This is a genomic window from Agromyces laixinhei (assembly GCF_006337065.1).
Classification (GTDB): Bacteria; Actinomycetota; Actinomycetes; order Actinomycetales; family Microbacteriaceae; genus Agromyces; species Agromyces laixinhei.
Window position 1 is genome coordinate 2,617,143 of the sequence record NZ_CP040872.1, and the last position, 23,810, is coordinate 2,640,952.

Annotated in this window: 24 protein-coding genes and 1 pseudogene; 6 read left to right on the forward strand and 19 right to left on the reverse strand. The window is 68.4% G+C overall.

What is annotated here, in order from left to right:
- Nucleotide 1 precedes the first annotated feature (1 nt).
- Complete coding sequence (locus tag FHG54_RS12385; RefSeq protein ID WP_139417545.1) at nucleotides 2–1,405, forward strand: aspartate aminotransferase family protein; 1,404 nt, start codon at nucleotides 2–4, stop codon at nucleotides 1,403–1,405.
- A gap of 11 nt (nucleotides 1,406–1,416) precedes the next feature.
- Here the strand turns inward: FHG54_RS12385 and FHG54_RS12390 are convergent, their stop codons facing one another.
- On the reverse strand, nucleotides 1,417–2,559 hold the full coding sequence (locus FHG54_RS12390; RefSeq protein WP_168197173.1) for a DUF4192 family protein: 1,143 nt from the start codon (nucleotides 2,557–2,559) through the stop codon (nucleotides 1,417–1,419).
- Between the two features lie 190 nt (nucleotides 2,560–2,749).
- Here FHG54_RS12390 and FHG54_RS12395 point away from each other — a divergent pair, with 190 nt between their 5' ends.
- Nucleotides 2,750–3,241: a methylated-DNA--[protein]-cysteine S-methyltransferase gene (locus FHG54_RS12395; protein WP_139417547.1), complete on the forward strand. Its 492-nt coding sequence runs from the start codon at nucleotides 2,750–2,752 to the stop codon at nucleotides 3,239–3,241.
- A gap of 2 nt (nucleotides 3,242–3,243) precedes the next feature.
- Nucleotides 3,244–3,837, forward strand: coding sequence for a DNA-3-methyladenine glycosylase I (locus FHG54_RS12400; RefSeq protein WP_415858816.1), 594 nt, complete (start codon nucleotides 3,244–3,246; stop codon nucleotides 3,835–3,837).
- Nucleotides 3,838–3,852: 15 nt separating this feature from the next.
- On the opposite strand, the gene FHG54_RS12405 is transcribed toward FHG54_RS12400, so the two are convergent.
- From FHG54_RS12405 to FHG54_RS12475, 15 genes are all read right to left on the reverse strand, one after another.
- On the reverse strand, nucleotides 3,853–4,617 hold the full coding sequence (locus FHG54_RS12405; RefSeq protein WP_139417548.1) for a YaaA family protein: 765 nt from the start codon (nucleotides 4,615–4,617) through the stop codon (nucleotides 3,853–3,855).
- Nucleotides 4,617–5,189: a P-loop nucleotide/nucleoside kinase family protein gene (locus FHG54_RS12410; protein ID WP_139417549.1), complete on the reverse strand. Its 573-nt coding sequence runs from the start codon at nucleotides 5,187–5,189 to the stop codon at nucleotides 4,617–4,619. The genes FHG54_RS12405 and FHG54_RS12410 overlap by 1 nt, the downstream gene beginning before the upstream one ends.
- 9 nt (nucleotides 5,190–5,198) lie before the next feature.
- Complete coding sequence (locus tag FHG54_RS12415) at nucleotides 5,199–5,459, reverse strand: F0F1 ATP synthase subunit epsilon (protein WP_139417550.1); 261 nt, start codon at nucleotides 5,457–5,459, stop codon at nucleotides 5,199–5,201.
- 2 nt (nucleotides 5,460–5,461) lie between these two features.
- Nucleotides 5,462–6,925: a F0F1 ATP synthase subunit beta gene (gene atpD, locus FHG54_RS12420; RefSeq protein WP_139417551.1), complete on the reverse strand. Its 1,464-nt coding sequence runs from the start codon at nucleotides 6,923–6,925 to the stop codon at nucleotides 5,462–5,464.
- A 23-nt stretch (nucleotides 6,926–6,948) separates the two neighbouring features.
- Nucleotides 6,949–7,860 carry a F0F1 ATP synthase subunit gamma gene (locus FHG54_RS12425; RefSeq protein ID WP_139417552.1) on the reverse strand — a complete coding sequence of 304 codons (912 nt, stop codon included), beginning with the start codon at nucleotides 7,858–7,860 and terminating at the stop codon, nucleotides 6,949–6,951.
- A gap of 93 nt (nucleotides 7,861–7,953) precedes the next feature.
- Nucleotides 7,954–9,594, reverse strand: coding sequence for a F0F1 ATP synthase subunit alpha (gene atpA / locus FHG54_RS12430; RefSeq protein ID WP_139417553.1), 1,641 nt, complete (start codon nucleotides 9,592–9,594; stop codon nucleotides 7,954–7,956).
- Nucleotides 9,595–9,671: 77 nt separating this feature from the next.
- Nucleotides 9,672–10,466 (reverse strand): F0F1 ATP synthase subunit delta, encoded by a 795-nt coding sequence (locus tag FHG54_RS12435; RefSeq protein WP_139417554.1) that lies wholly within the window; start codon nucleotides 10,464–10,466, stop codon nucleotides 9,672–9,674.
- Nucleotides 10,467–10,469: 3 nt separating this feature from the next.
- Nucleotides 10,470–11,036: a F0F1 ATP synthase subunit B gene (locus FHG54_RS12440; protein ID WP_139417555.1), complete on the reverse strand. Its 567-nt coding sequence runs from the start codon at nucleotides 11,034–11,036 to the stop codon at nucleotides 10,470–10,472.
- Nucleotides 11,037–11,059: 23 nt separating this feature from the next.
- Nucleotides 11,060–11,296, reverse strand: a complete 237-nt coding sequence (gene atpE, locus FHG54_RS12445) for an ATP synthase F0 subunit C (protein ID WP_139417556.1) — start codon at nucleotides 11,294–11,296, stop codon at nucleotides 11,060–11,062.
- Between the two features lie 45 nt (nucleotides 11,297–11,341).
- Nucleotides 11,342–12,121, reverse strand: a complete 780-nt coding sequence (gene atpB, locus FHG54_RS12450; protein ID WP_232331435.1) for a F0F1 ATP synthase subunit A — start codon at nucleotides 12,119–12,121, stop codon at nucleotides 11,342–11,344.
- A 180-nt stretch (nucleotides 12,122–12,301) separates the two neighbouring features.
- A complete protein-coding gene (locus FHG54_RS12455) occupies nucleotides 12,302–12,778 on the reverse strand; it encodes a Cg1360 family ATP-synthase-associated protein (RefSeq protein WP_139417557.1) in 477 nt (158 codons plus the stop codon).
- On the reverse strand, nucleotides 12,775–14,055 hold the full coding sequence (locus tag FHG54_RS12460; RefSeq protein WP_139417558.1) for an MraY family glycosyltransferase: 1,281 nt from the start codon (nucleotides 14,053–14,055) through the stop codon (nucleotides 12,775–12,777). The genes FHG54_RS12455 and FHG54_RS12460 overlap by 4 nt, the downstream gene beginning before the upstream one ends.
- Entirely contained in the window at nucleotides 14,052–14,813 is a 762-nt protein-coding gene (locus tag FHG54_RS12465) for an L-threonylcarbamoyladenylate synthase (RefSeq protein ID WP_139417559.1), read from the reverse strand. Before FHG54_RS12465 ends, FHG54_RS12460 begins: the two co-directional genes overlap by 4 nt.
- Nucleotides 14,814–14,916: 103 nt before the next feature.
- A complete protein-coding gene (locus tag FHG54_RS12470) occupies nucleotides 14,917–15,750 on the reverse strand; it encodes an ABC transporter permease (RefSeq protein ID WP_139417560.1) in 834 nt (277 codons plus the stop codon).
- Between the two features lie 5 nt (nucleotides 15,751–15,755).
- Nucleotides 15,756–16,664, reverse strand: a complete 909-nt coding sequence (locus FHG54_RS12475; RefSeq protein WP_139417561.1) for an ATP-binding cassette domain-containing protein — start codon at nucleotides 16,662–16,664, stop codon at nucleotides 15,756–15,758.
- Nucleotides 16,665–16,794: 130 nt separating this feature from the next.
- Between FHG54_RS12475 and FHG54_RS12480 the strand changes: the two genes are divergently transcribed.
- On the forward strand, nucleotides 16,795–17,778 hold the full coding sequence (locus FHG54_RS12480; RefSeq protein WP_232331436.1) for a TetR/AcrR family transcriptional regulator: 984 nt from the start codon (nucleotides 16,795–16,797) through the stop codon (nucleotides 17,776–17,778).
- A 3-nt stretch (nucleotides 17,779–17,781) separates the two neighbouring features.
- On the opposite strand, the gene prmC is transcribed toward FHG54_RS12480, so the two are convergent.
- On the reverse strand, nucleotides 17,782–18,666 hold the full coding sequence (gene prmC, locus FHG54_RS12485) for a peptide chain release factor N(5)-glutamine methyltransferase (protein ID WP_139417562.1): 885 nt from the start codon (nucleotides 18,664–18,666) through the stop codon (nucleotides 17,782–17,784).
- Between the two features lie 86 nt (nucleotides 18,667–18,752).
- On the opposite strand from prmC, the pseudogene cysK reads away from it, so the two are divergent.
- Together cysK and epsC are read left to right on the forward strand one after the other, a co-directional pair.
- Nucleotides 18,753–19,689 (forward strand): annotated as a pseudogene (cysK, locus tag FHG54_RS12490) (cysteine synthase A).
- A 44-nt stretch (nucleotides 19,690–19,733) separates the two neighbouring features.
- Entirely contained in the window at nucleotides 19,734–20,312 is a 579-nt protein-coding gene (gene epsC, locus FHG54_RS12495; protein WP_139417563.1) for a serine O-acetyltransferase EpsC, read from the forward strand.
- 31 nt (nucleotides 20,313–20,343) lie between these two features.
- On the opposite strand, the gene prfA is transcribed toward epsC, so the two are convergent.
- Both prfA and rho read right to left on the reverse strand, forming a co-directional pair.
- The gene (gene prfA / locus FHG54_RS12500; protein WP_139417564.1) at nucleotides 20,344–21,423 is read right to left on the reverse strand and encodes a peptide chain release factor 1; all 1,080 of its coding nucleotides are present in this window, start codon (nucleotides 21,421–21,423) and stop codon (nucleotides 20,344–20,346) included.
- A gap of 7 nt (nucleotides 21,424–21,430) precedes the next feature.
- Entirely contained in the window at nucleotides 21,431–23,623 is a 2,193-nt protein-coding gene (gene rho, locus FHG54_RS12505) for a transcription termination factor Rho (protein ID WP_139417565.1), read from the reverse strand.
- Nucleotides 23,624–23,810 lie beyond the last annotated feature (187 nt).

Below are 23,810 nucleotides of genomic sequence, written 5' to 3' on the forward strand. Positions count from 1 at the left end.
CATGACCGACACGATCGCCGTCGACACGCACTCCGACATCGACGCCCTGCAGCAGAAGGCCAAGGACCATCTCTGGATGCACTTCGCCCGGCAGTCCACCATGGAGACGTCGGGGGTGCCGATCATCACCCGTGGACTTGGCCACCATGTCTACGACATCGAAGGCCGTGAGTACTTCGACGGGCTCGCGGGACTCTTCGTCGTGAACGCCGGTCACGGCCGCACCCGTCTCGCCGAGGCCGCCGCCAGGCAGGCGGAGCAGCTCGCCTACTTTCCGATCTGGTCGTACGCCCACCCCTCGGCGATCGAGCTCGCCGACCGGCTGGCGGGGTACGCGCCGGCCGATCTCAACCGCGTCTTCTTCTCGACCGGCGGAGGTGAAGCCGTCGAGACGGCGTTCAAGCTCGCGAAGTACTACTGGAAGCTCCAGGGCAGGCCAACAAAGCACAAGGTGATCTCCCGTTCGGTGGCCTATCACGGCACGCCCCAGGGCGCACTTGCGATCACCGGCATTCCCGGAATGAAGGAGATGTTCGAGCCGGTGACCCCCGGCGGGTTCCGGGTTCCGAACACCAACTTCTACCGTGCCGCCGAGATGGGCGCACCGGCCGACGACCTGGAGGCCTTCGGCCTGTGGGCAGCGAACCGCATCGAGGAGATGATCCTCTTCGAGGGCCCGGAGACCGTCGCCGCGGTCTTCCTCGAGCCGGTGCAGAACTCGGGCGGCTGCTTCCCGCCGCCTCCCGGGTACTTCGCGCGCGTGCGCGAGATCTGCGACCGGTACGACGTGCTCCTCGTCTCCGACGAGGTCATCTGCGCGTTCGGCCGCCTCGGGCACATGTTCGCGTGCGACGCCTACGGATATGTGCCCGACATGATCACGTGCGCGAAGGCCATGACGTCGGGATACTCCCCCATCGGCGCGACGATCGTCTCGGAGAAGATCTACGCGCCGTTCGCCGAGGGCAACACGTCGTTCGCTCACGGGTACACCTTCGGCGGGCACCCGGTATCGGCGGCGGTCGCTCTGGAGAACCTCGACATCTTCGAGGAGGAGGGGCTGAACGAGCGGGTCCGCGAGAACTCGCCGCGCTTCCGCGCCGAGCTCGAGAAGCTGCTCGACCTCCCGATCGTCGGCGACGTGCGCGGCGACGGGTACTTCTTCGGCATCGAACTCGTGAAGGACAAGCAGACGCGCGAGACCTTCGACGACGACGAATCCGAGCAGCTGCTCCGCGGCTTCCTGTCGAAGGCACTGTTCGATGCGGGTCTCTACTGTCGCGCCGACGATCGCGGCGACCCCGTGATCCAGCTCGCGCCACCGCTCACGATCGGCCCTGCCGAATTCACGGAGATCGAGCAGAAGCTCCGCGGCGTGCTCACCGAGGCCTCGAACCGAATCTGATGGCGGGCGATTCACCGGCCACTGAACGCCCACTCGGGCAGGGTGCCGCTGCCGATGAGTGTCGACAGCAGCCCGGCCATCGAGTGACCGGGGTCGATGTCGATCGCGCGGTCGATGAACGCCCCGGCCGCCGAACCGCGACCGAGCGACCACGCGAGCCACGCCGCGATGCACAGCGGACCGACCCGATGGGCCGGCGACGCGTTCGCGATGAGCTGGCGCAACAACGCGAGCGCGCGTTCCACTCGGCGCACATCGGGCCGGAGCGTCGATCTGCCGATCATCAGCCGCGAGAGCATCTCGCTCACCTCGCCGAGTGTGCCGGCCGCCATCTCCCGTACGACGAAGCCGTCGACCGTCTCGCCGAGCTCGGCGGCGCGGTCGGCGGTGTTCATCGCGTCGTCGTGCGCCGCCTCGCCGACGAGCACGCCGAATCCGATCTGCAGCATCATGGCGTCGCGCAGCGCCGGGATGGACGCGAGATGCAGGAACCACGCGAGTCGGAGCGGCGGATGCACCGACTCGCGGCCCAGCAGCGTCTCCACGAGCGCCACCGGATCGCCGTTCTCGCCCAGCCGCCGCAGCGTCTTCTCGTGCGCCTCACCGGTGAGCTGCTCGAGCGCATCGACGATTCGGGCGGCGACGTCGGGCTCCGCAGCGGGCAGGGTCGCGCTCTCAGACGGCGACGACGCGACCTCTCGCACGTCGGCGGCGAGCCTGGTGACCGGGCTCTCGTCGATCAGGGCGAGCGGATGTCCCGTGGCGGGCGTGTCGGGATCGAGCAGCGAACCCCACCCGTCCGACGCCCGGCAGAGTGCATCGCGAACGAGGAAGCCCGCTTCCTCTGCACGTGCGGTGAGCATGCCGAGCAGCGATCGTTGCGGCATGCCGCGCCCGACGCCGAACCGGGCATCGGTGTACACGATCGGCACGAGGGCGTCGACCCCGGGCAGCCGGCAGAGGGTGCCGACGATCGTTGCGACGAGCGGTGCACGGTCGCGCACGCGTCTCGGCAGATCGAATCGCAGCACTCCGGCGGTGCGGTTGCCGATGAAGGCCACGCAGACGAGGGAGCGCTCGGGGCGGAACCCGGCGAGCGACGGAACGAGAGCGAGGAAGTCGTGCGCCGCCTCGGCGCGGATGATGGTCGTCATGCGGCGAGCATTCCGCCGGCACGACGGGCCGGGCGGCGTCCGTGAACGCCCTGTGCGCATTCTCGGCGAATCCGCCCCTGTCGAGGGGAAGTCGGTGGCACTCTCCCTCCACAGCCCCGGATGCAACACGCGACCGGCCGATGTCCGTTTCCCGCCAGCCGCTGTCGGAGGCCGCGGTTACGCTCGAACCATGACGAACGTGTACCTCATCCGCCTCGACAGCCCGATCGGGCGTCTCGAACTCGTCGCCGACGACGAGGCCGTCACGAGCCTTTCCATCGAGAGCGCAGGCAGGCTCCCCCACGATGGTGAACCCGAACACGCCAACGACGTGCTCCGCACGGCTCGCGAGCAGCTCATCGAGTATTTCGCCGGGCGGCGGCTCGATTTCGACGTGCCGGTGCGACTGGCCGGCACCCCGTTCCAGCAGGCGGTGTGGGCCGAGCTCGAGCGTCTGCACTGGGGTGAGGCCACCTCGTACGGCGCGCTCGCTGCGGCCGTCGGGCGGCCCGGGTCTGCCCGGGCCATCGGCGGCGCGGTCGGAGCCAATCCCGTGCCGATCATCGTCGGCTGCCACCGCGTGCTCGCGAGCGACGGTCGCATCACCGGGTACTCGGGCGGCGAAGGGGTGCCCACGAAACTCTGGCTGCTCGGGCACGAGCAGATCGGGTTCGCCGCGTGAGCGTGATCCCGAGACCCGAGATCATCGTGGGCGACGACGGGCTCGCCAGGTGCGGGTGGGGGGCCGCCGACCCCGAGTACCGCCGGTACCACGACGAGGAGTGGGGAAGGCCGCAGCATGATCCGGTGAGGCTCTTCGAGAAAGTGTGCCTCGAGGGCTTCCAGGCCGGACTCTCGTGGATCACGATCCTGCGACGTCGCCCGGCCTTCCGCGAGGTCTTCCACGGATTCGATGCCGAGCGGGTCGCCGCCATGACCGAAGACGACGTCGCGCTCCTGCTCGACGAAGAGCGCATCATCCGCCATCGGGGCAAGATCGAAGCGACGATCCAGAACGCCCGGGCCACGCTCGAACTCGAGATGCCGATCGACGAACTGCTCTGGAGCTTCGCACCCCCGCCGCGTGCGGCAGCCGTGGTGAGCTTCGCCGAGGTGCCTTCGACGACGCCCGAGTCAGCTGCGATGAGCACAGAGCTGCGCCGCCGCGGGTTCCGATTCGTGGGGTCGACGACCATGTATGCGCTCATGCAGGCCGCAGGCATGGTCGACGACCACCTCGCCGCATGTCACCGTTCATCGCACGCCGCCGCCGCGTGAACCCCCGGCGAGTGATCAGGCGGCCACCAGTTCGAGTTCGCAGACGCTTGCGGTGTGCCGGCGCTGCCCGAACGAGAGCGAGAAGCCCGCTTCGCGCGCCCATTCGATCAGTTCGTCGATCGAGCGGGGGTTCGGTCGCTCGGTCAGCACCGCGCGGGTGAAGAGCCCCTTCGCTCGTTTGTTGAAGTGGTTCAACGCACGTCGGCGGCCCGCCCCATCGACGGAGACCACCCGAACGAACGCCGAGTCGGGGCGCACAGGGGTCGGTCCGAGCTCGACGTACGCCTCGGAGCGGAGGTCGAGCATCACGCCGGGCTCCGCTTCGAGCGCTGCCGCGATCGGCGCGCGCCAGAGTGCCTTCAGCCGAACGCCGGGCAGTCGCGAATCGTGCGAGAGCCGATACGCGGGAATCCGGTCCATGGCACCGAGCGGTCCGAACAGCGCGGAATGCACGACGACGTGATCCGCCGCGTACGCACGCGCCTCCGCGTCGAGCGTGGCAGCGTCGAGCGCGTCGTACAGCACACCGGTGTAACGGTCGAGCGCCGGCATCGTGGGCGAGACGAGCAAGTCTCGATTGCGCCCGACCTCGTGCACCTGTCGCGGGCCGAGTTTCAGGGCACGCATCATGTCGTCGGGCTCGCGCGCCAGCGCGACCACGGCGCCGGCCGTCGCTGTGCGAATCGGCGTGAGTTCAGCGAACGAGAGCGCATGCAGATCGAGCGCGACTTCATCTCCGCCGTCGCGCTTGGTCTCCGACGGCGGGAGCAGCAGCCGCACTAGGAGCCGATGAAGGCGAGCGCGGCTTCGACGTTCGATCCGAGCGACTCGATGCTGTCGATCGTCATTCGCGGCAGCGCCGACGACGGGCCGGTCCACGGTGCATAGCCCTCGAGGCTCTGCTCCACGGCGCGCCACGTCGTCTCCTCGAGGTGCGGTAGCCCGCGCTCCCGCTTTTCGAGACGGGCGCGGTGCAACGCCTCATCAGAGCAGACGACCTCGATGACGCGAAGTCGCACCTCGGCTCGTTCAGCGAGATCTCGCCACTGGAGCCGTGCCGCCTCACCGGCATTGACCGCGTCGACGATCACCGTGCGGCCCGAGTCGAGCTCCTTCTCGGCGATCTCCTCGGCCACCAGGTAGGCGGCGAGACCCGTGGGCTGGTCGGCATCGATGCCGGCCCGCAGGATCGCAGACTCGATCGGGTCGACCGACACGACCGTGGCGCCGAGCCGGGCGCCGACGATCTCACCGATCGTCGACTTTCCCGCCCCCGGCAACCCGGCCATGACGATGAGCTGCGTGACGCTCAGATCACCGAACTGTCGTTCGATCGGCGGCTCCCCCTGCATCCGTGTCTCCTACGCCAGCTCGGCCCGTGATGCCACGAGCTGCACGGCGTTGGCCTGAACGGACAGGAAGCCGTCTTCGGCATTGGCGGTGATCTTCTCCCCGCCGGGCAGGGTGACTCGAACCTCGCCGCCGGCGAGGATCGCGAGCATCGGCTCGTGACCCGGCAGAATGCCGATCTCGCCTTCGACGGTGCGAGCCACCACCATGGTCGCCTCGCCCGACCAGACCTCGCGGTCGGCCGAGACGACACTCACGTTGAGGCTGGCCATGCTCAGCCGTTCTCCTTCTGGATCTGCGCCCACTTCTCTTCGACGTCGCCGATTCCGCCGACGTTGAAGAAGGCCTGCTCGGCCACGTGGTCGAAGTCGCCGCGAGCAATCGCGTCGAACGACTCGATCGTGTCCTTGAGCGGCACGGTCGAACCCTCGACACCAGTGAACTTCTTCGCCATGTAGGTGTTCTGCGAGAGGAACTGCTGGATGCGGCGCGCGCGCGACACCGTGATCTTGTCTTCCTCGGAGAGCTCGTCGACACCGAGGATGGCGATGATCTCCTGCAGCTCCTTGTTCTTCTGCAGGATCTGCTTGACCGTGGTGGCGACGCGGTAGTGGTCTTCGCCCAGGTAACGGGGGTCGAGGATGCGCGACGTCGAGGTCAGCGGGTCGACGGCCGGGTAGAGGCCCTTCGACGCGATCTCACGAGAGAGCTCGGTCGTCGCATCGAGGTGCGCGAAGGTCGTGGCCGGTGCCGGGTCGGTGTAGTCGTCGGCCGGCACGTAGATCGCCTGCAGCGACGTGATCGAGTGACCGCGCGTCGAGGTGATGCGCTCCTGAAGGATGCCCATCTCGTCGGCGAGGTTCGGCTGGTATCCCACAGCGGACGGCATGCGGCCGAGGAGCGTCGAGACCTCGGAACCGGCCTGCGTGAAGCGGAAGATGTTGTCGATGAAGAGCAGCACATCCTGCTTCTGCACATCGCGGAAGTACTCCGCCATGGTCAGGGCCGAGAGGGCGACGCGAAGACGCGTTCCCGGCGGTTCGTCCATCTGGCCGAAGACGAGGGCGGTCTTGTCGAAGACGCCGGCCTCTTCCATCTCGTGGATGAGGTCGTTGCCCTCACGGGTGCGCTCGCCGACTCCGGCGAACACCGACACACCGCCGTGGTCCTGCGCGACGCGCTGGATCATCTCCTGGATGAGCACGGTCTTGCCGACACCGGCACCGCCGAAGAGGCCGATCTTTCCACCCTGCACATAGGGCGTGAGGAGGTCGATGACCTTGATGCCGGTCTCGAAGAGCTGAGTCTTCGACTCCAGCTGGTCGAAGGCGGGGGGCTTGCGGTGGATCGGCCAGCGCTCGGTGATCTCGATCTGTTCGCCGGGCTCCCCGTTGAGAACCTCGCCGGTGACGTTGAACACCTTGCCTTTGGTCACGTCGCCGACGGGCACGGAGATCGCCTCGCCGGTGTCCTGGACCTCTTGGCCGCGGACGAGGCCGTCGGTCGGCTTGAGGGCGATGGCACGCACCAGGTCATCACCGAGGTGCTGGGCGACCTCGAGCGTCAACGCGGTGGTGGTGTCGCCGATCGTGATCTCGGTCTTCAGTGCGTTGTAGATCTCTGGAATCGAGTCGTGCGGGAACTCGATGTCGACGACGGGGCCGGTGACCCGGGCGACGCGGCCGACGGCGCCGGCCACAGGCGCGGCCGCGGCCGGAGCGGTAGCGGTGTCAGTCATGTGTTCTCTCTCTTCGTAAGGGGCTACTTGGCGGACGACAGCGCGTCAGCGCCGCCCACGATCTCGGAAATCTGCTGGGTGATCTCGGACTGGCGTGCATTGTTCGCCAGGCGCGTGTAGTCGGTGATCAGCTTGTCGGCGTTGTCGGAGGCCGACTTCATCGCCTTCTGCGTCGCCGCGTGCTTGGCTGCGGAGGACTGCAGCATTGCGTTGTAGATGCGGCTCTCGATGTACACCGGCAGGAGACCGTCGAGAACGGTCTCCGGGTCGGGCTCGAACTCGTACAGCGGGAACACCTCGGCCTTGCCCGCCGGCGCCTCAGGTGCTTCATCGCTCTCGACGAGCTCGAGCGGCAGCAGTCGGGTGACCACCGGAACCTGCGTGATGCGGCTCACGAAGCGGTTGTAGACGATGTGGATCTCATCGACGCCGCCGTCGCCGGCGTCCCGGAGGAACGCCTCGAGCACCGCATCTGCGATCTCTTTCGCCGTGTCGAAGTCGGGGTTGTCGGTGCCGCCGATCCAACTGCGCTCGAAGGAGCGGCGCCGGAAGTTGAAGTACCCGACCGACTTGCGACCGACGAGGAAGTACTCGACCTGCTTGCCCTGGCTCTTCAGGAGCTCGGTCAGCTCTTCGGCTTCACGCAGCACCTGCGAGTTGAATGCACCCGCGAGGCCGCGGTCGGACGTGAAGACCACGATCGCCGCGCGATCGATGCGCTCGGGTTCGGTCGTCAGCACGTGTGCCACGTTCGAGTAGCTCGCAACCGCCGAGACCGCCCGCGTGATGGCGGTCGAATACGGCTCGGACGCCGCAACGCGCGCCTGTGCCTTCTGGATCCGCGAGGCGGAGATGAGCTCCATCGCTCGCGTGATCTTCTTGGTCGTCTGGGCAGACTTGATCTTCTGCCGGTAGACCCGAAGCTGCGCTCCCATGTTTCTCCTGTGTCCTGTCTTCCTGGTGCTGGGCTCTCGACGCGACCCTGTGAGGTCAGTTCCCGTCGAGAGCCGCAGGGAACCTCGGAATGACTAGCGGCGGCCCTTGACGATCTTCTCCTGGACGACCTCTTCTTCAGCGATCGCTTCGAACTGCTCCGACCCGACCGAGGCGAGCGGCTTGCCCTCGCCCGTCTGGAACTCGAGCTTGAACGCGTCGACGGCGCCATCGAGCTCGGCCGCCGTCTCGTCGGAGAGCACATTGGTCTCGCGCAGCGAATTCAGCACCTCGGTGTTGCGCGCGAGGTAGTCGTGCAGCTCGGCTTCGAAGCGGAGGATGTCTTCGACGGGAACCTCGTCGAGCTTGCCCTTGGTGCCCGCCCAGATCGACACGACCTGCTTCTCGACCGGCATCGGCGAGTACTGAGGCTGCTTGAGCAGTTCGGTCAGGCGCGCACCACGGGCGAGCTGGCGGCGGCTGGCCGCATCGAGGTCGGAGGCGAACATCGCGAACGCCTCGAGCGACCGGTACTGCGCGAGCTCGAGCTTCAACGTGCCCGAGACCTTCTTGATCGACTTGACCTGTGCGTCGCCGCCGACTCGGGAGACCGAGATGCCGACGTCGACCGCCGGGCGCTGGTTCGAGTTGAACAGGTCGGACTGGAGGAAGATCTGGCCGTCGGTGATCGAGATCACGTTGGTCGGAATGTACGCCGAGACGTCGTTCGCCTTGGTCTCGATGATGGGCAGACCCGTCATCGAACCGGCGCCGAGTTCGTCGGAGAGCTTCGCGCAACGTTCGAGCAGACGCGAGTGCAGGTAGAAGACGTCACCGGGGTACGCCTCGCGTCCCGGCGGGCGACGGAGCAGCAACGACACGGCACGGTAGGCCTCGGCCTGCTTCGACAGGTCGTCGAAGATGATGAGCACGTGCTTGGAGTCGTACATCCAGTGCTGGCCGATGGCCGAGCCGGTGTACGGCGCGAGGTACTTGAAGCCGGCGGGGTCGGAGGCGGGAGCCGCGACGATGGTCGTGTACTCCATGGCTCCGGCGTCTTCGAGGGCGCCCTTCACCGAGGCGATGGTCGAGCCCTTCTGGCCGACGGCGACGTAGATGCAGCGAACCTGCTTCGACGGGTCGCCCGACTCCCAGTTGGCCTTCTGGTTGATGATCGTGTCGATCGCGATGGCCGTCTTGCCGGTCTGACGGTCGCCGATGATGAGCTGGCGCTGACCGCGGCCGACCGGGATCATGGCGTCGATCGCCTTGATGCCCGTCTGCATCGGCTCGTGCACCGACTTGCGCTGCATGACGCCCGGCGCCTGCAGCTCGAGGGCACGACGACCCTCGATGCCGGTGATCTCGCCGAGGCCGTCGATCGGGTTGCCGAGCGGGTCGACGACACGGCCGAGGTAGCCCTCGCCGACGGGAACGGAGAGCACCTCGCCGGTACGGGTCACCTCCATGCCCTCTTCGATGCCGGTGAACTCACCGAGCACGACGACGCCGATCTCGTCTTCGTCGAGGTTCTGCGCGAGACCGAGCGTGCCGTCCGCGAAGCGGATCAGCTCGTTCGCCATGACCGAGGGAAGCCCTTCGACGTGCGCGATGCCGTCGCCGGCGTCGGTGACGTACCCGACCTCGGTCTTCTCTGCCTGGCCCGGCTCGTACGAGGAGACGAACTCCGAGAGAGCCGAACGGATCTCGTCGGGGCTGATGGTGAGTTCTGCCATTGTCTTTTCCCTTTTTCTGTACCGGTTGTACAGCTACTGGTGTGTCGCGGCGCGGACGCCGGTTGTGTCAACCGGCATCAGCCGGCAAGCTTCTGCCGCAGCGAGCTGAGGCGCGAGGCGACGCTGCCGTCGATGACGTCGTCGCCGATCTGCACGCGGACCCCGCCGAGCACGGCGGGATCGACGATGGTGTCGAAGCGGACTCGGCGGCCCGCCTGGGCTGCGAGTCCCTGCTCGAGCCGGCCCAACTGGGCGGCGCTGAGCGGAACCGCGCTCGTGACCGTCGCGATGTCGAATCCGCGCTGGTCTGCGATGACGGATGCCCCGTGGCGGAGCAGTTCGCCGATGCGGCGGTCTCGGGGCTGCAGCACGAGGTGCCGCACGATCACGATCGTCTGAGGCGATGCCTTGCCGGCGAGGAGCCGGTCGACGATCTTCGTCTTGGCCGCGGTCTCGCCGAGCTTCGACCCGAGCGCGAGCTCGAGCTCTGCGTCGCTCGCGACGGCTCGCTCGAATGCGAGCAGTTCGGCGTCGAGGTCGACGCCGTCGGGCGCCGACTCCGCGGCGACGCGGATGCCGAGCTCTTCGATCCCCGCGAGGAAGTCGTCGCCGGACGACCAGCGACGCGACGCCGCACTCACCAGGAGCGAAGCGGCCTCCGCGGGGATACGGGAGCCGAACACGGCACCGACGAGCTCGCGCTTCTGTGCGACGTCGGCCTCGGTGTCGATGAGCGCCGTTCGCAAGTGCGCGGAATCGCCGATCACCCGGCCGGCGGCGAGGAGTGCCTCGGCCACCGGGAGCTCGGCGCGGCCGAGTTCTGCCAGCGCGGCCTTCGAACCGGCCAGGGCCTCTCTCGTAGCGCTACCCATGGACTACTTCTTCCCTCCGGCGGCGGCCTCTGAGGCCTCCAGGTCGGCGAGGAAGCGGTCGACGACCGCGGTCGCCTTGGCGTCGTCGGACAGCGACTCGCCGATCACGCCGGAGGCGAGGTCGATGGCCAGCGTGCCCACCTCGGAGCGGAGCGAGACGAGCGCGGTCTGGCGCTCCGCCTCGATCTGCGCCTGTGCGCTTGCCGTGACGCGAGCGGCCTCGACGGTCGCGGACTCCTTCGCCTCGGCGACGATCTTCTTGCCGTCATCGCGAGCCGTCTCGCGGATGCGACCGGCTTCGGTGCGCGCGTCGGCGAGCTGGGCGGTGTACTCCTCGAGCGCCGCCTCCGCTTTGCGCTGCGCCTCGTCGGCCTTCGCGATGTTGCCCTCGATCGCCTCGCCGCGCTCGTCGAGCAGCTTCTGCACGCGCGGGAGCACGTACTTCCAGAAGAAGATCAGGAGGACGACGAAGATGACCGCCGACCAGACGACGTCGTACATCGCCGGAAGAAGGACGGGCGGAGTGCCCTCCTGCTCCTCGGTCGCAGCTCTCAAGACTGCTTGCAGCACAGTTGCCTCCTACGTGGCAGGGGTCAGAAGCCGAAGATGAAGCCCGTGGCGATGCCGACGAAGGCGAGCGCCTCGGTGAAGGCGATACCGATCCACATCAGGACCTGGAGACGACCGGCCAGCTCGGGCTGGCGGGCGACGCCTTCGATGGTCTTGCCGACGACGATGCCGACGCCGATGGCCGGGCCGATGGCCGCGAGGCCGTATCCGACGGTCGCGATGCTGCCGGAGATTTCAGCGAGAACGGTGGTTGAGTCCACGTTCGGTTTCCTTTCCTAGGGAATGTTCTGGGCGGATGCCCGGGCTCAGTGCTCCTCCGCCACCGCGAGCTGGATGTAGACCGCGGTGAGGAGCGTGAAGACGTAGGCCTGCAGCACTGCGACGAGGATCTCGAAGAGCGTGAAGGCGAAGGCGAAGGCGAGGCTGCCCGCAGCGAGCGCGGACCACCACCCGCCGGCGGTGAAGAGGAAGAACTGCGTCGCCGAGAAGAAGAGCACGAGCAGGAGGTGGCCGACGATCATGTTCATGAGCAGTCGGAGAGTCAGCGTCACCGGCCGGATGAGGAACGTCGAGATGAACTCGATCGGCGTGACGATGATGTAGACGGGCCACGGCACACCCGACGGGAAGAGCGAGTTCTTGATGAAGTTCTTCGGGCTCTTCTTGAGACCTGCGTAGATGAAGGTGCAGTACGAGATGACGGCGAGCACGAGCGGCACACCGATGACCGAGGTGCCCGCGAGGTTCAGGCCGGGGATGATGCCCGTCAGGTTCATGAACAGGATCATGAAGAACATCGTGGTGAGGATCGGCAGGAACCGCTTGCCGTCTTTCTTGCCGAGCAGGTCGTCGGCGACGTTCACACGCACCATGTCGAGACCCATCTCGACGAGGCTCTGGAAACGGCCGGGAACGACCTTCATGCGGCGAGTGCCGAGCCAGAACACGAGCAGCAGCGCAGCGACCGCGATGAAGCGCACGAGCATGACTCGGTTGATCGCGAACGGCGTGCCCTCGAAGAGGAAGACCTCGGGGAAGAACTCCCAGATCGACGGGGGGTGGAAGCCGCCGTCGTCGGTTGACATCGGAACCAGCAGGCTCAGAGCGTTAACTAGCAGCGCTTTCTCCTGTTTCGGGGCGAGGAGCTCGGCTCCTGCGGCGACGAACATGGGTTGCGGAGCGCCCGTGCGCGAGCAAGGCCGAACCGTGGGGGGATCCCCATTACTCTAGCAATACTTCGCGCTCACGACGAACCACGGCAGGGCTCACTCGTCGGTGGGCGCCTTCGGCAACTCGACGTCGCTGACGTACGGCAGGCGCGACTTCGCCACCACGAGCACGTCGACGACCAGCGAGGCGATGACGCCCGCGACGAGGCTGAGGAAGAGCACCGTGGGATCCAGCCAGTCGGCCCCTCGCAGCACGACGACGAGCACGATGAAGACGATGAACTTGAGCAGCCACCCGCCGAGCACGATGCCGAAGAACGCACCGACGAAGAGATCGCTGCCCGAGAACCGGTTGGCGAGGAGGATGCTCGCGGCGGTCACGCCCATGAACACGACGGCCATGAGTGTTCCGACCAGGGCGCCGAGAAGGCCGGGAACCCCGGCGAACAGGAATCCGAGCACCGCGCTCACGACGAGGATCACACCGGCGAGCGCCGCACCCCACAGCAGTGCCCGTTGCAACACGGGGTTCGAGGTCGGCGTGCGGTCTGATTCGGGTCGTGCGTCGTTCATCGTGCTCCAGATTCGGGGTCGCCGGATTCTACCGAGGCGTCCTGAGCACCGGCAGCGGATGCTTCGGCACCGGCGAGCTCGTCGAGCCCCGCGGCATCCGCTTCAGGGGTCTCGTCGACGGCCTCCGCCTCGGCCGCGACGGTCAGTCGCTTGCGGCGGCCGAGGGGGGCGAGCGTGATCACGGCGCAGATGACGAACCCGATGAAGAGCGCGAGGAGCGCCCAGAGGGAGGAGATCTTGAAGTAGACCGGGAAGACGTAGGTGAGGAGGCATCCGACCGAGGCGACCGCGGTCCAGCCGTACAGGATCAGCACCGCGTGCAGATGCGAGTGGCCCATGTCGAGCAGTCGGTGGTGGAGATGCTTGCGGTCGGCGGAGAACGGCGACTTGCCGGCGCGGAGGCGGCGCATCACCGCGAGCCCGAAGTCGAGCAGCGGGATCACGAGCACGGCGAACGGCAGCAGGATCGGGATGAACGCGGCGACGAACTGGTTGAGGCCGACGCCCGTGGGGTTCAGCTGGCCCGTGACCGCGACGGCCGACGTGGCCATGAGCAGACCGATGAGGAGCGCCCCCGCGTCGCCCATGAAGAGCTTCGCGGGGTGCCAGTTGAGCGGCAGGAACCCGGCGCACGCGCCGACGAGGATGATGGCCACGAGCGAGGCGAGGTTGAAGTAGTTCGTCGGCGAGGTCTGCTGCACGAGCAGGTAGGAGTAGAGGAAGAACACGCCGTTCGCGATGAGGGCGACTCCGGCGACGAGGCCGTCGAGTCCGTCGATGAAATTCACCGCGTTCATGACGAGCACGATCACGAACACCGTGATGATCGCGAACATCCACGACGAGCCGACCGTGATGCCGCCGATCGGCAGCGACACGATCGAGACGCCCTGCCACGTGATGAGGCCCGCCGCCAGGAACTGGGCCGCGAGCTTGGTCGTCCAGTCGAGGTCCCAGATGTCATCGGCCACGCCGACGACGACGATGAGGAGCGCCGCACCGAGGATCGCGAGGATCTGGCCCGGGTTCTGGAAGACGATCGCGATGCTCGAGAAGCGCGCCGAACCGAGGTTCGCGATGACGGCGGCCGCGGCGAACGCGATCAGGATGCCGACGAACATCGCGACGCCGCCGAGGCGAGGCGTGGGCCGCGTGTGCACGTCGCGCTCGCGGATCTTCGGGTAGAGCTTGTACTTCAGGCTCAGTTTCCAGACGATGATCGACCCGCCGAAGGTGACGAGCGCCGTCAGCAGGGCGATGGCGAGGAAGAGGGTCATGAGGCGGGGGTGCCCGCTTCGTCGTCGGATGCCGCAGGCTCGCGCTCGGCCGCAGGCTCGACGACCTCGGGCTCCAGCAGTTCCTCCCCCACGACCGCGGCGATGCGCTCGCGCGAGATCACGCCGGCGCGCACGATGCGGAGTCGCCCGCCGTCATGGGCGAGCGCCGTGGCATCGACGATCGTCGACGACGTGTCCCCCTCGCGTTCGCCGACGGCCTCGTACGAACCGCCGGCGGGGCCGCCGTCGAGGTAGACGCGCACCGAGTCGCCGAGCATCCGGGCCGCATCCGCCGCCGTGGTCGCCGAGGGCTCGCCCGAGCGGTTCGCCGACGACACGGCCAGCGGGCCCGTCTCCGCGAGCAGTTCGAGCGCGATCGGGTTCGCCGGCATTCGGAGGGCGACGCTGCCGCCCGTCTCGCCGAGATCCCACTGCAACGAGGGCTGTGCGTGCAGGATCACCGTCAGCCCGCCCGGCCAGAACCGGTCGACGAGCTCGCGCACGGCGGGCGGCACCTCGCTCGCGAGCGCGTCGAGGGTCGGCGTGCCGGGGATGAGCACGGGCGGCGGCGAGGTGCGGTCGCGCCCCTTTGCTTCGAGCAGCCGGGTGACGGCCTTCGCATCGAACGCGTCGGCGGCGACCCCGTAGACCGTATCGGTGGGGATGACGACGAGTTCTCCGCGCCCGATGGCGCCTCGTGCGAGGCGCATGCCGGTGAGGAGCTCAGAGTCGACCGAACAGTCGTAGATGGCAGTCATGACCTGCCCGATTCTAGACCAGCGCCCGGTGACGACCGCGCCGGCGGAACACGGATGCCGCGGCGCTCGCCTGCGCCGCGGCATCCGCTGCCGGTCGACCGACTCAGCGGCGCCCGGACTTGCGGCGGAAGAGCCAGCCGCCCCAGACGACCGAGACGACGATGATGCCGACGCACCAGCCGAGGGCCCACCACGCGGAGTCGTCGATGGGCGTGCCCATGAGGAGCCCGCGGATCGTCTCGATGACGGGGGTGATCGGCTGGTTCTCGGCGATCCACTGCAGCCACTCCGGCATCGTCGCGACCGGCACGAACGCGCTGGAGAGGTAGGGCAGGAAGAGCAGGATGAATCCGTAGCCGCTCGCCGCCTCAGGGCTCGACGCCGCGAGGCCGATCGCCGCGAAGAGGTAGGTGATCGCGAGGATGTAGAGCGCCACGAGCGCGAACACGGCGAGCCACTCGAGCGGGTTCGCGGTCGGCCGGAAGCCGACGAGGAATGCCACCGCGATCACCACGGCCGTCGCCACGAGGTTGCGGGCGAGGCTCGCGACGACGTGCCCGGTGGTCACAGCGCCGCTGCGCAACGGCATGGTGCGGAACCGGTCGATGATGCCCGTCGTCATGTCGCGCGAGACCGAGATGGCCGTCGACGATGCGCCGAATCCCGCGCAGAGCAGGATGATGCCGGGCACCACGTAGTCGACATAGCCGCCCGAGGGGTCGATCGCGTTGCCGAAGATGAAGGTGAACATCAGCATCAGCATCGTCGGCAGCAGCACCGCCATGAGCATCGCGTCGATGTCGCGCACCGAGTGGCGGAAGCTGCGGACGATGAAGGTGGACTCGGCCGTGAACGGGCCGAGTTTCGCTCGGGCGGGCGCCGGCGCGGCGCCGCCAGAGGTCGTCGTGGTCGGGCCGGCGGTCGTCAGGGTCGTCATGGTGGTCACTTCGATTCGATGAGTTCGGGGGCGGATGCCGCAGAGCCGGCGGTGATCGCGAGGAACACGTCGTCGAGGCTCGGGCGTCGGATGGAGACCTGCGCACCCTCGGCCGCAGAGGCCGGCGAGTGGTCGATCAGGTCGATGGCCGCGCGCAGCCCGTGCACGCTGCCGTCGGTCGGCAGTTCGAGCAGCAGTTCGCCGTCGGCGCCGCGGAGTTCGACGACGTCACCGCCGATGCGCGCCTTCAGCTCGTCGGCGGTGCCCTCCGCGGCGATGCGCCCTCGGTCGAGCACGGCGATGCGGTCGGCCAGCCGGTCGGCCTCCTCGAGGTACTGCGTCGTGAGGAAGACCGTGGTGCCGGCCTCGGTGAGCGATCGGATGACGTTCCAGAGCTCTTGGCGGCTGCGCGCGTCGAGCCCCGTGGTCGGCTCATCGAGGAACAGGATCGGCACGTCCACGACGAGGCTGAGCGCGAGGTCGAGGCGTCGGCGCATGCCTCCGGAATAGGTGCCGAGACGCCGGCGCGCGGCATCCGTCAGCTCGAACCGCTCGAGCAGCTCGGCGGCGCGGCGCCGTGCCTGCTGTCGGCCGAGCCCGGAGAGCCGGCCCATCATGACGAGGTTCTCGGTGCCGGTGAGTACCTCATCGACCGCTGCGGACTGGCCCGTGAGCGCGATGCGCTGCTTCACCTGCTGGGGTGCGGCGGCGACATCGAAGCCGGCGACCCTGGCGTTGCCCGCGTCGGGCTTCACGAGCGTCGTCAGGATGTTGATGGCGGTCGTCTTGCCTGCGCCGTTCGGGCCGAGCAGCGCGAACACCGACCCTTCGGGCACACTGACGTCGAGGCCCGCAAGCACTTCGGTCGACCCGAATCGCTTGCGGAGCCCGCGCGTCTCGATCGCGACTGACATGGAGTTCTCCTGTTCTCTCGTCTGCACCCCCACCGATTGAGTATGGCGCAAACTGTTTATGTGATGCACTGTTGTTTAAGTAATACACAGTTCTAGACTGTCGTCAACACCAATCGAGAACGGACCCCAAGTGAGCCCTGAGCGTGTGAACCCCGAACGAGGCGACCCAGAACTCCCGCGCGGCGTCGCACTCGCCTGGGGCGTCGCGGCGAACCCGCAACGCGGGCCCAAACGCGAACTCTCCATCGAACGCATCGTCGACGCGGCCGTGGAGATCGCCGACGCCGAGGGGCTCGCGGCCGTCTCGATGAGCCGCGTCGCCGCGGCGCTCGGCTTCACGACGATGTCGCTCTACCGCTACGTCACGAGCAAAGACGACCTGATCCTGCTCATGCAGGAGGGCGCGATGGTGCCGCCGGTGCCCGACGAGACGATCGAACGCGGCTGGCGCGACGGCGTCAGGGCGTGGGTGCTCGCGATTCGCGGCGCCTATCTGGCGCACCCGTGGCTCGTCGACATCCCCATCTCGGGCGCCCCGATCACGCCCAACAGCCTGCTGCTGGTCGATTGGTTCCTTCGCGAGGTGCGTGACCTGCCGCTCAGTGACGGCGAGAAGATGTCGACGCTGCTCCTCCTCACGAGTTATGCACGCGCCACCGGAGCGCAGGAGCGCGACCTCGGCGTCGCCGCGGCGACCGCCGACCCGGCCGATGTGACGGGCGCGAACTTCTTCGAGGCGCTCGCCGAACTCGTCACCCCCGAGCGGTTCCCCTACCTCAGCCCGCTGCTCGCCGGCGGCGGCTACGTCGCCGTGCCCGGCGAGGCGCCTGACGAGACCGACGACGACTTCGACTTCGGCCTGGCGCGCATCCTCGACGGCATCGAGCACCACGTCGGGCGTGTCGAGTCCGGCGATGCCGTCGTGACCGACGCGCCCCTCCCGCCGCTGCTCGACCTGCCTCGCGACCGAAAGGTCCGCGATGCGGCGAAGTCCAGGCGCGAGGCCGAGAAGGCGCTCCGCGAGGCGCAGAAGCGCGAGCGAGAGGCGATCAAGCACGCCCTCGAACGCGAGAAGCACGCTCGGGAGAAGGCGGAGCGGGCCAAGAAGGAGTAGCGCTCAGCGCACGGCCGTGGTCGCACGGTCGCGCGTCGTGAGATCGCGGTGATGGGCGATCGCCCGCCAGCCGTCGGCCGCGAGGATCTCGGCGATCGGCGCCGACTGCTCCTCGCCGTGCTCGATCACGAGCACGCCGCCCGGCCGCAGCAGCGCGAACGCCCGCCGCGAGAGCACCCGCACGACGTCGAGCCCGTCGGCACCGCCGTAGAGCGCCGTCTCGGGGTCGTGACGTCGCACCTCGGGGTCGCGCGGCAGTTGCCGAAGCGGCACATATGGCGGGTTCGAGACCACGACCGCGACCCGTCCGTCGAGTTCGGGCAGGGCATCGGCGAGGTCGCCGAAGACGAGTTCGAGATTCGGCGCACCGACTTCGGCGACGTTCCGTCTCGTCCACACGAACGCCTCTGCCGACTTCTCGACCGCCCACACCCTCGCGTGCGGCACCTCCGTCGCGAGCGCGAGCGCGATCGCGCCGGTGCCCGTTCCGAGGTCGACACCGATCGGCGCCGACTCGGCGGCGGCCCCGAGCGCGTCGATCGCGAGCTGGGCGACCTGCTCGGTCTCGGGCCGCGGCACGAAGACCCCTGGCCCGACCTGCAGCTCGAGGCTCCGGAACGGCGCCCGACCCGTGATGTGCTGCAGCGGCTCACGGCCGGCTCGCCGCGCGACGAGCCCTGCGAGGGCCGCGGCATCCGCTTCGCCCGCCTCACCGCCGACGACCATGCGTGCATGCAATGCACCGCGCGAGAGGCCGAGCACGTGCCCGATCAGGAGCTCTGCATCGACCTCGGGATCAGGGACCCCGGCCGCGGCAAGAGTCGACACCGACTCGTCTCGGAGCGCGCGCAGGGGCCGGGCTCGGTCGTCGGGGGGTGTCGTATCCACGCAATGGAATGTAACGCACTCGCCTCGGTGCGAGCCGAACCCTAGGCTGAGGCCGTCGTGCACCACCGAACCCGAGAGGCAAGCCAATGGCGCAGATCTACGAGAACATCACCGAGGTCGTCGGCCGCACACCGCTCGTGCGCCTGAACCGGCTCACCGAGGGCGCGGGCGCCACGGTGCTCGCCAAGCTCGAGTTCTACAACCCCGCCGCCAGCGTGAAAGACCGCATCGGCGTCGCGATCATCGACGCGGCCGAGAAGTCGGGCGAACTGCAGCCCGGGGGCACCATCGTCGAGGGCACGAGCGGCAACACCGGCATCGCCCTCGCGCTCGTGGGCGCCGCCCGCGGCTACAAGGTCGTGCTGACCATGCCCGAGACCGCGAGCGTCGAGCGTCGCGTCGTGCTGCGTGCCTTCGGCGCCGAGGTCGTGCTCACTCCCGGTGCCGAGGGCATGAAGGGTGCCGTCGCGCGCGCCGGCGAGATCGTCGCGAACACGCCGGGGGCGATCCTCGCCCGTCAGTTCGAGAACGAGGCGAACCCGGCGATCCACCGTTCGACCACGGGTCCCGAGATCTGGGCCGACACCGACGGCGAGGTCGACATCCTCGTCTCGGGCATCGGCACGGGCGGCACCATCACCGGCGCCGGCGGGTTCCTCAAGGAGCAGAAGCCCGAGCTGCAGGTCGTCGCCGTCGAGCCCGCCGACTCCCCCATCCTCACCGGGGGCGCCCCCGGCCCGCACAAGATCCAGGGCCTCGGGTGCGAATTTCGTTCCCGACGTACTCGACCGTGAGGTGTACGACGAGGTCATCGACGTCGCCGCGGGCGACGCCATCGCGACCGCCCGCACGCTCGGATCCGAAGAGGGAATCCTCGGCGGCATCTCGTCGGGCGCCGCGGTCTGGGCGGCACTCGAGGTCGCCAAGCGACCCGAGAACGACGGCAAGACGATCGTCGTCGTCGTACCCGACTTCGGTGAGCGTTACCTCTCGACCGTGCTCTACGAAGACCTGCGCGACTGAGGCAGGCGAGCGACATCGGGGCCGCACCTGATTGACTTGAATCCGTGACCTTCATTCGGGCTCTCCGCGAGGACATCGCCACCGCGCGATCGCACGACCCCGCCTCGCGCAGCGGATTCGAGGTGTTCTTCACGTACTCCGGCATGCACGCCATCTGGGGCCACCGGCTCGCCCACATCGTCTGGGCGGCCGGGCTCCGGCTCCCCGCTCGCGTGATCTCGCAATTCGTGCGGTTCCTGACCGGGGTCGAGATCCATCCCGGCGCCACCATCGGCCGGCGCTTCTTCATCGACCACGGCATGGGTGTCGTCATCGGCGAGACCGCCGTGCTCGGCGACGACGTGATGCTGTATCACGGGGTCACACTGGGCGGAAAGGCGGCTCGGGGCATCGGGCGCGGGGCGAAGCGGCATCCGACCCTCGAAGACGGCGTGACCGTGGGCGCGGGCGCGAAGGTGCTCGGCAACGTCACGATCGGCGCATGGAGTGCGGTCGGCGCGAACGCCGTCGTGACGAGGGACGCCCCGCCCCACTCGCTCGTCGTCGGCATCCCCGCAACCGTCAAGCCGCTCTCGCACGCGACGGCCGACGCGGCGCGCGGCATCCACGACTGGCATATCTGAACCCACAGCGCGCTCGAGGCGACGAGGGCGGCTACTGCTGGTCGCCGAGGTGGGCCAGTCGCGCCTCTTCGTCGGCCTGGACGGCCGACTCGATGATCGGATCGAGCGCGCCGTTCATGACGTGGTCGAGGTTGTACGCCTTGTACCCGGTGCGGTGGTCGGCGATGCGATTCTCGGGGAAGTTGTACGTGCGGATACGCTCCGAACGATCCATCGAGCGGATCTGCGACTTGCGGGCGTCGGACGCCGCAGCAGCGATCTCCTCCTGCTGACGAGCGAGGATGCGGGCTCGAAGCACGCGCATCGCGGCCTCGCGATTCTGCAGCTGCGACTTCTCGTTCTGCATCGACACGACGATGCCGGTCGGCAGGTGGGTGATGCGCACTGCGGAGTCGGTCGTGTTGACCGACTGCCCGCCGGGACCCGAGGAACGATAGACGTCGATCTTCAGGTCGTTCTGGCTGATGTCGACCTCTTCGGGCTCGTCGACCTCGGGGAAGACGAGCACACCCGTCGTCGAGGTGTGGATGCGCCCCTGCGTCTCGGTGACCGGCACGCGCTGCACGCGGTGCACGCCGCCCTCGTACTTCAGGTGCGCCCAGACCCCCTGCGACGGGTCGGTGGCGTTCGACTTGATCGCCACCTGCACGTCTTTGTAGCCGCCGAGGTCGGACTCGTTCTGGTCGAGCAGCTCGACCTTCCACCCTTTGGACTGCGCGTACTGGATGTACATGCGCAGCAGATCAGCGGCGAAGAGAGCGCTCTCGGCTCCGCCTTCGCCGCCCTTGATCTCCATGATCACGTCGCGGCCGTCGTCGGGGTCGCGCGGGATCAGGAGGCGCCGAAGTCGCTCCTGTGCCGCTGCGAGCCCCTCTTCGAGCGCGGGCACCTCTTCGGCGAACGCCTCGTCCTCCTTCGCGAGCTCGCGAGCGGCAGCGAGGTCGTCCTCCGCCCCGAGCCACGCCGAATGCGCGGCGACGATGCGGCTCAGCTCGGCGTAACGCCGGTTGACCTTCTTCGCCCGGGCGGCGTCGGCGTGGAGCGCCGGGTCGGCGAGCTCCTCCTGCAACTGCGCGTGCTCGGCGGCGAGGCTCTGGACGGACTCGAACACGAGAGCCTCAGCGGTGATCGGTCTCGTGCCCGTGCGAGTTGCCGTGGCCGGCGACCGGCATCGACTTCTGCATGAGCATGAGGAACTCGACGTTCGACTGCGACTCCTTCAGGCGACCCAGCACTGCTTCGAGCGCCTGCTGCTGCTCGAGACCCGCGAGGGCGCGGCGCAGCTTCCAGGTGATCTTCACCTCGTCGGGCGAGAGGAGCATCTCTTCGCGGCGCGTGGACGACGCGTTGACGTCGACCGCGGGGAAGATGCGCTTGTCTGCGAGCTGGCGCGAGAGACGGAGCTCGGAGTTGCCGGTGCCCTTGAACTCCTCGAAGATCACCTCGTCCATCTTGGATCCGGTCTCGACGAGGGCCGTGGCGAGGATCGTCAGCGAACCGCCGTTCTCGATGTTGCGCGCAGCGCCGAAGAAGCGCTTCGGCGGGTACAGCGCCGACGCGTCGACGCCGCCCGAGAGAATGCGACCGGATGCCGGTGCGGCGAGGTTGTACGCCCGGCCGAGACGCGTGATCGAGTCGAGCAGCACGACGACGTCGTGTCCGAGCTCGACGAGTCGCTTGGCGCGCTCGATGGCGAGCTCGGCGACCGTCGTGTGGTCTTCGGCCGGACGGTCGAAGGTCGATGCGATGACCTCGCCCTTCACCGTGCGCTGCATGTCGGTGACCTCTTCGGGTCGCTCGTCGACGAGCACGACCATGAGGTGGACCTCGGGGTTGTTGATCGAGATCGCGTTCGCGATCTGCTGCAGCACGATCGTCTTGCCGGCCTTCGGCGGCGCCACGATCAGGCCTCGCTGGCCCTTGCCGATGGGTGCCACGAGGTCGATGATGCGCTGCGTGAGCTTGGTGGGCTCCGTCTCGAGGCGCAGACGCTCCTGCGGGTAGAGCGGCGTGAGGCTCTGGAAGTCGACGCGACCCGCCGCCTCGTCGGTCGTCTGGCCGTTGATCGAGTCGACCTTCACGAGCGCGTTGTACTTCTGACGGCTGTTCGACTCGTTGTCGCGCGGCTGCTTGATCGCGCCGACGACCGCGTCGCCCTTGCGCAGGTTGTACTTCTTCACCTGACCGAGCGAGACGTAGACGTCGCTCGGGCCGGGCAGGTACCCGGTCGTGCGCACGAAGGCGTAGTTGTCGAGCACGTCGAGGATGCCCGCGATGGGGATCAGCACGTCGTCGTCGAGGATCTCGGGCTCGACCTCGTCGCCCATGCCCTGACCGCGGCGCTTGCGGTCGCGGTAACGGTTGCGACGGCCGCCTTCGCCGTCTGGCTGGGCCTGGGGGTCGCGCGACTGGCCGTCGCGGCCCTGGCCGTCGCGGCCCTCGTTGTCGCGACCCTGGTTGTCGCGTGCCTGCTTGTCGCGGCCGCGGCCGCCCTCGCCCTGCTGCTTGCCCTTGTCGGCGTCGCCGCCCTGCCGCTTCTCGCCGGACTTGCCGCCCTGCTCGTCGCCCTTGCGGCCCTGGTCGTCGTTCTGGCGGTCGTTCTGACGACCCGACTTGCGCTCGCCCTGCTTCTGCTCGGGCTGCGCACCGTCGTCACCGCGCTCGGCCCGGTCGCCACGCTCGCCGCCGCGACGACCGCGGTTGCGGCTGCGGCCCTGGCGGGGCTCTTCGGCGGGAGCGGCTTCGCCGTCTGCACCGGTCGACTTCGCGCCTCGTGCGCCTTCACCGGTCGCTGCAGCGAGTTCTTCGCGCACGGCGGCACGGGCCGCCTCGCGGGCTTCGTCGGTCTCGGGAGCGGGAGCGGGAGCAGGAGCGCCAGCGAGGTCGACACCGGCGGCGCCGCCGTTGACGTGCTGCACCGCGGTGGTCGTCGCACTGGTCGCGCGACGGGGCTGACGACGCTGGCGGGTGGGAGCGGCCGCTGCGGTCTCGTCGGCCGCGACATCGGTCACGGCTGCCGACGGCGCCGCCGGGGCCTCGGCCGGAGCATCGGCAGGGGTGTCGACGTCGAGCTCGACGGGCGCGGCCCGCTCGGTCGTGGAAGCCTCGGCCGTCTCGACCGACGCGGCAGCATCTGAGCCTGCGGCCGACTCCTGGTGCGCGGCGATCAGCTCCACGAGGTCGCCCTTCCGGCGCTTCGAGCCGCCGGCGAGGCCGAGGGACGCTGCGAGCTCCTGGAGCTCGGCGACCTTCATGGCGGACAGTCGGGCGGTGTTGGCCACGCGATCGGCGTGGTCGGTTCCGTTGGTCACTGGGTATGTTCCTTTCCCCTGTCGCAAGAGTTGCTGATTCAGGAGAGCTGATCGCTGACACGAGCGATGTCGGTGCGCACGAGGGCGCAGACACGCGCGAGAGCGAAGCAATAGATTGCCGGAAATTGCACGAGCGAGCCGGGACGCGAACAGTGCGTCGCCTGCCAGGTGCGTCGCCAGCCTATCA

Bases quoted from the DNA above. Each gene is read 5' to 3' on its own strand.
- FHG54_RS12385 (WP_139417545.1), top strand. From the start codon at position 2: ATGACCGACACGATCGCCGTCGACACGCACTCCGACATCGACGCCCTG.
- FHG54_RS12390 (WP_168197173.1), bottom strand. From the start codon at position 2,559: ATGACGACCATCATCCGCGCCGAGGCGGCGCACGACTTCCTCGCTCTC.
- FHG54_RS12395 (WP_139417547.1), top strand. From the start codon at position 2,750: ATGACGAACGTGTACCTCATCCGCCTCGACAGCCCGATCGGGCGTCTC.
- FHG54_RS12410 (WP_139417549.1), bottom strand. From the start codon at position 5,189: ATGCAGGGGGAGCCGCCGATCGAACGACAGTTCGGTGATCTGAGCGTC.
- FHG54_RS12415 (WP_139417550.1), bottom strand. From the start codon at position 5,459: ATGGCCAGCCTCAACGTGAGTGTCGTCTCGGCCGACCGCGAGGTCTGG.
- atpD (WP_139417551.1), bottom strand. From the start codon at position 6,925: ATGACTGACACCGCTACCGCTCCGGCCGCGGCCGCGCCTGTGGCCGGC.
- FHG54_RS12425 (WP_139417552.1), bottom strand. From the start codon at position 7,860: ATGGGAGCGCAGCTTCGGGTCTACCGGCAGAAGATCAAGTCTGCCCAG.
- atpA (WP_139417553.1), bottom strand. From the start codon at position 9,594: ATGGCAGAACTCACCATCAGCCCCGACGAGATCCGTTCGGCTCTCTCG.
- FHG54_RS12435 (WP_139417554.1), bottom strand. From the start codon at position 10,466: ATGGGTAGCGCTACGAGAGAGGCCCTGGCCGGTTCGAAGGCCGCGCTG.
- atpB (WP_232331435.1), bottom strand. From the start codon at position 12,121: ATGTCAACCGACGACGGCGGCTTCCACCCCCCGTCGATCTGGGAGTTC.
- FHG54_RS12455 (WP_139417557.1), bottom strand. From the start codon at position 12,778: ATGAACGACGCACGACCCGAATCAGACCGCACGCCGACCTCGAACCCC.
- FHG54_RS12460 (WP_139417558.1), bottom strand. From the start codon at position 14,055: ATGACCCTCTTCCTCGCCATCGCCCTGCTGACGGCGCTCGTCACCTTC.
- FHG54_RS12465 (WP_139417559.1), bottom strand. From the start codon at position 14,813: ATGACTGCCATCTACGACTGTTCGGTCGACTCTGAGCTCCTCACCGGC.
- FHG54_RS12470 (WP_139417560.1), bottom strand. From the start codon at position 15,750: ATGACGACCCTGACGACCGCCGGCCCGACCACGACGACCTCTGGCGGC.
- FHG54_RS12475 (WP_139417561.1), bottom strand. From the start codon at position 16,664: ATGTCAGTCGCGATCGAGACGCGCGGGCTCCGCAAGCGATTCGGGTCG.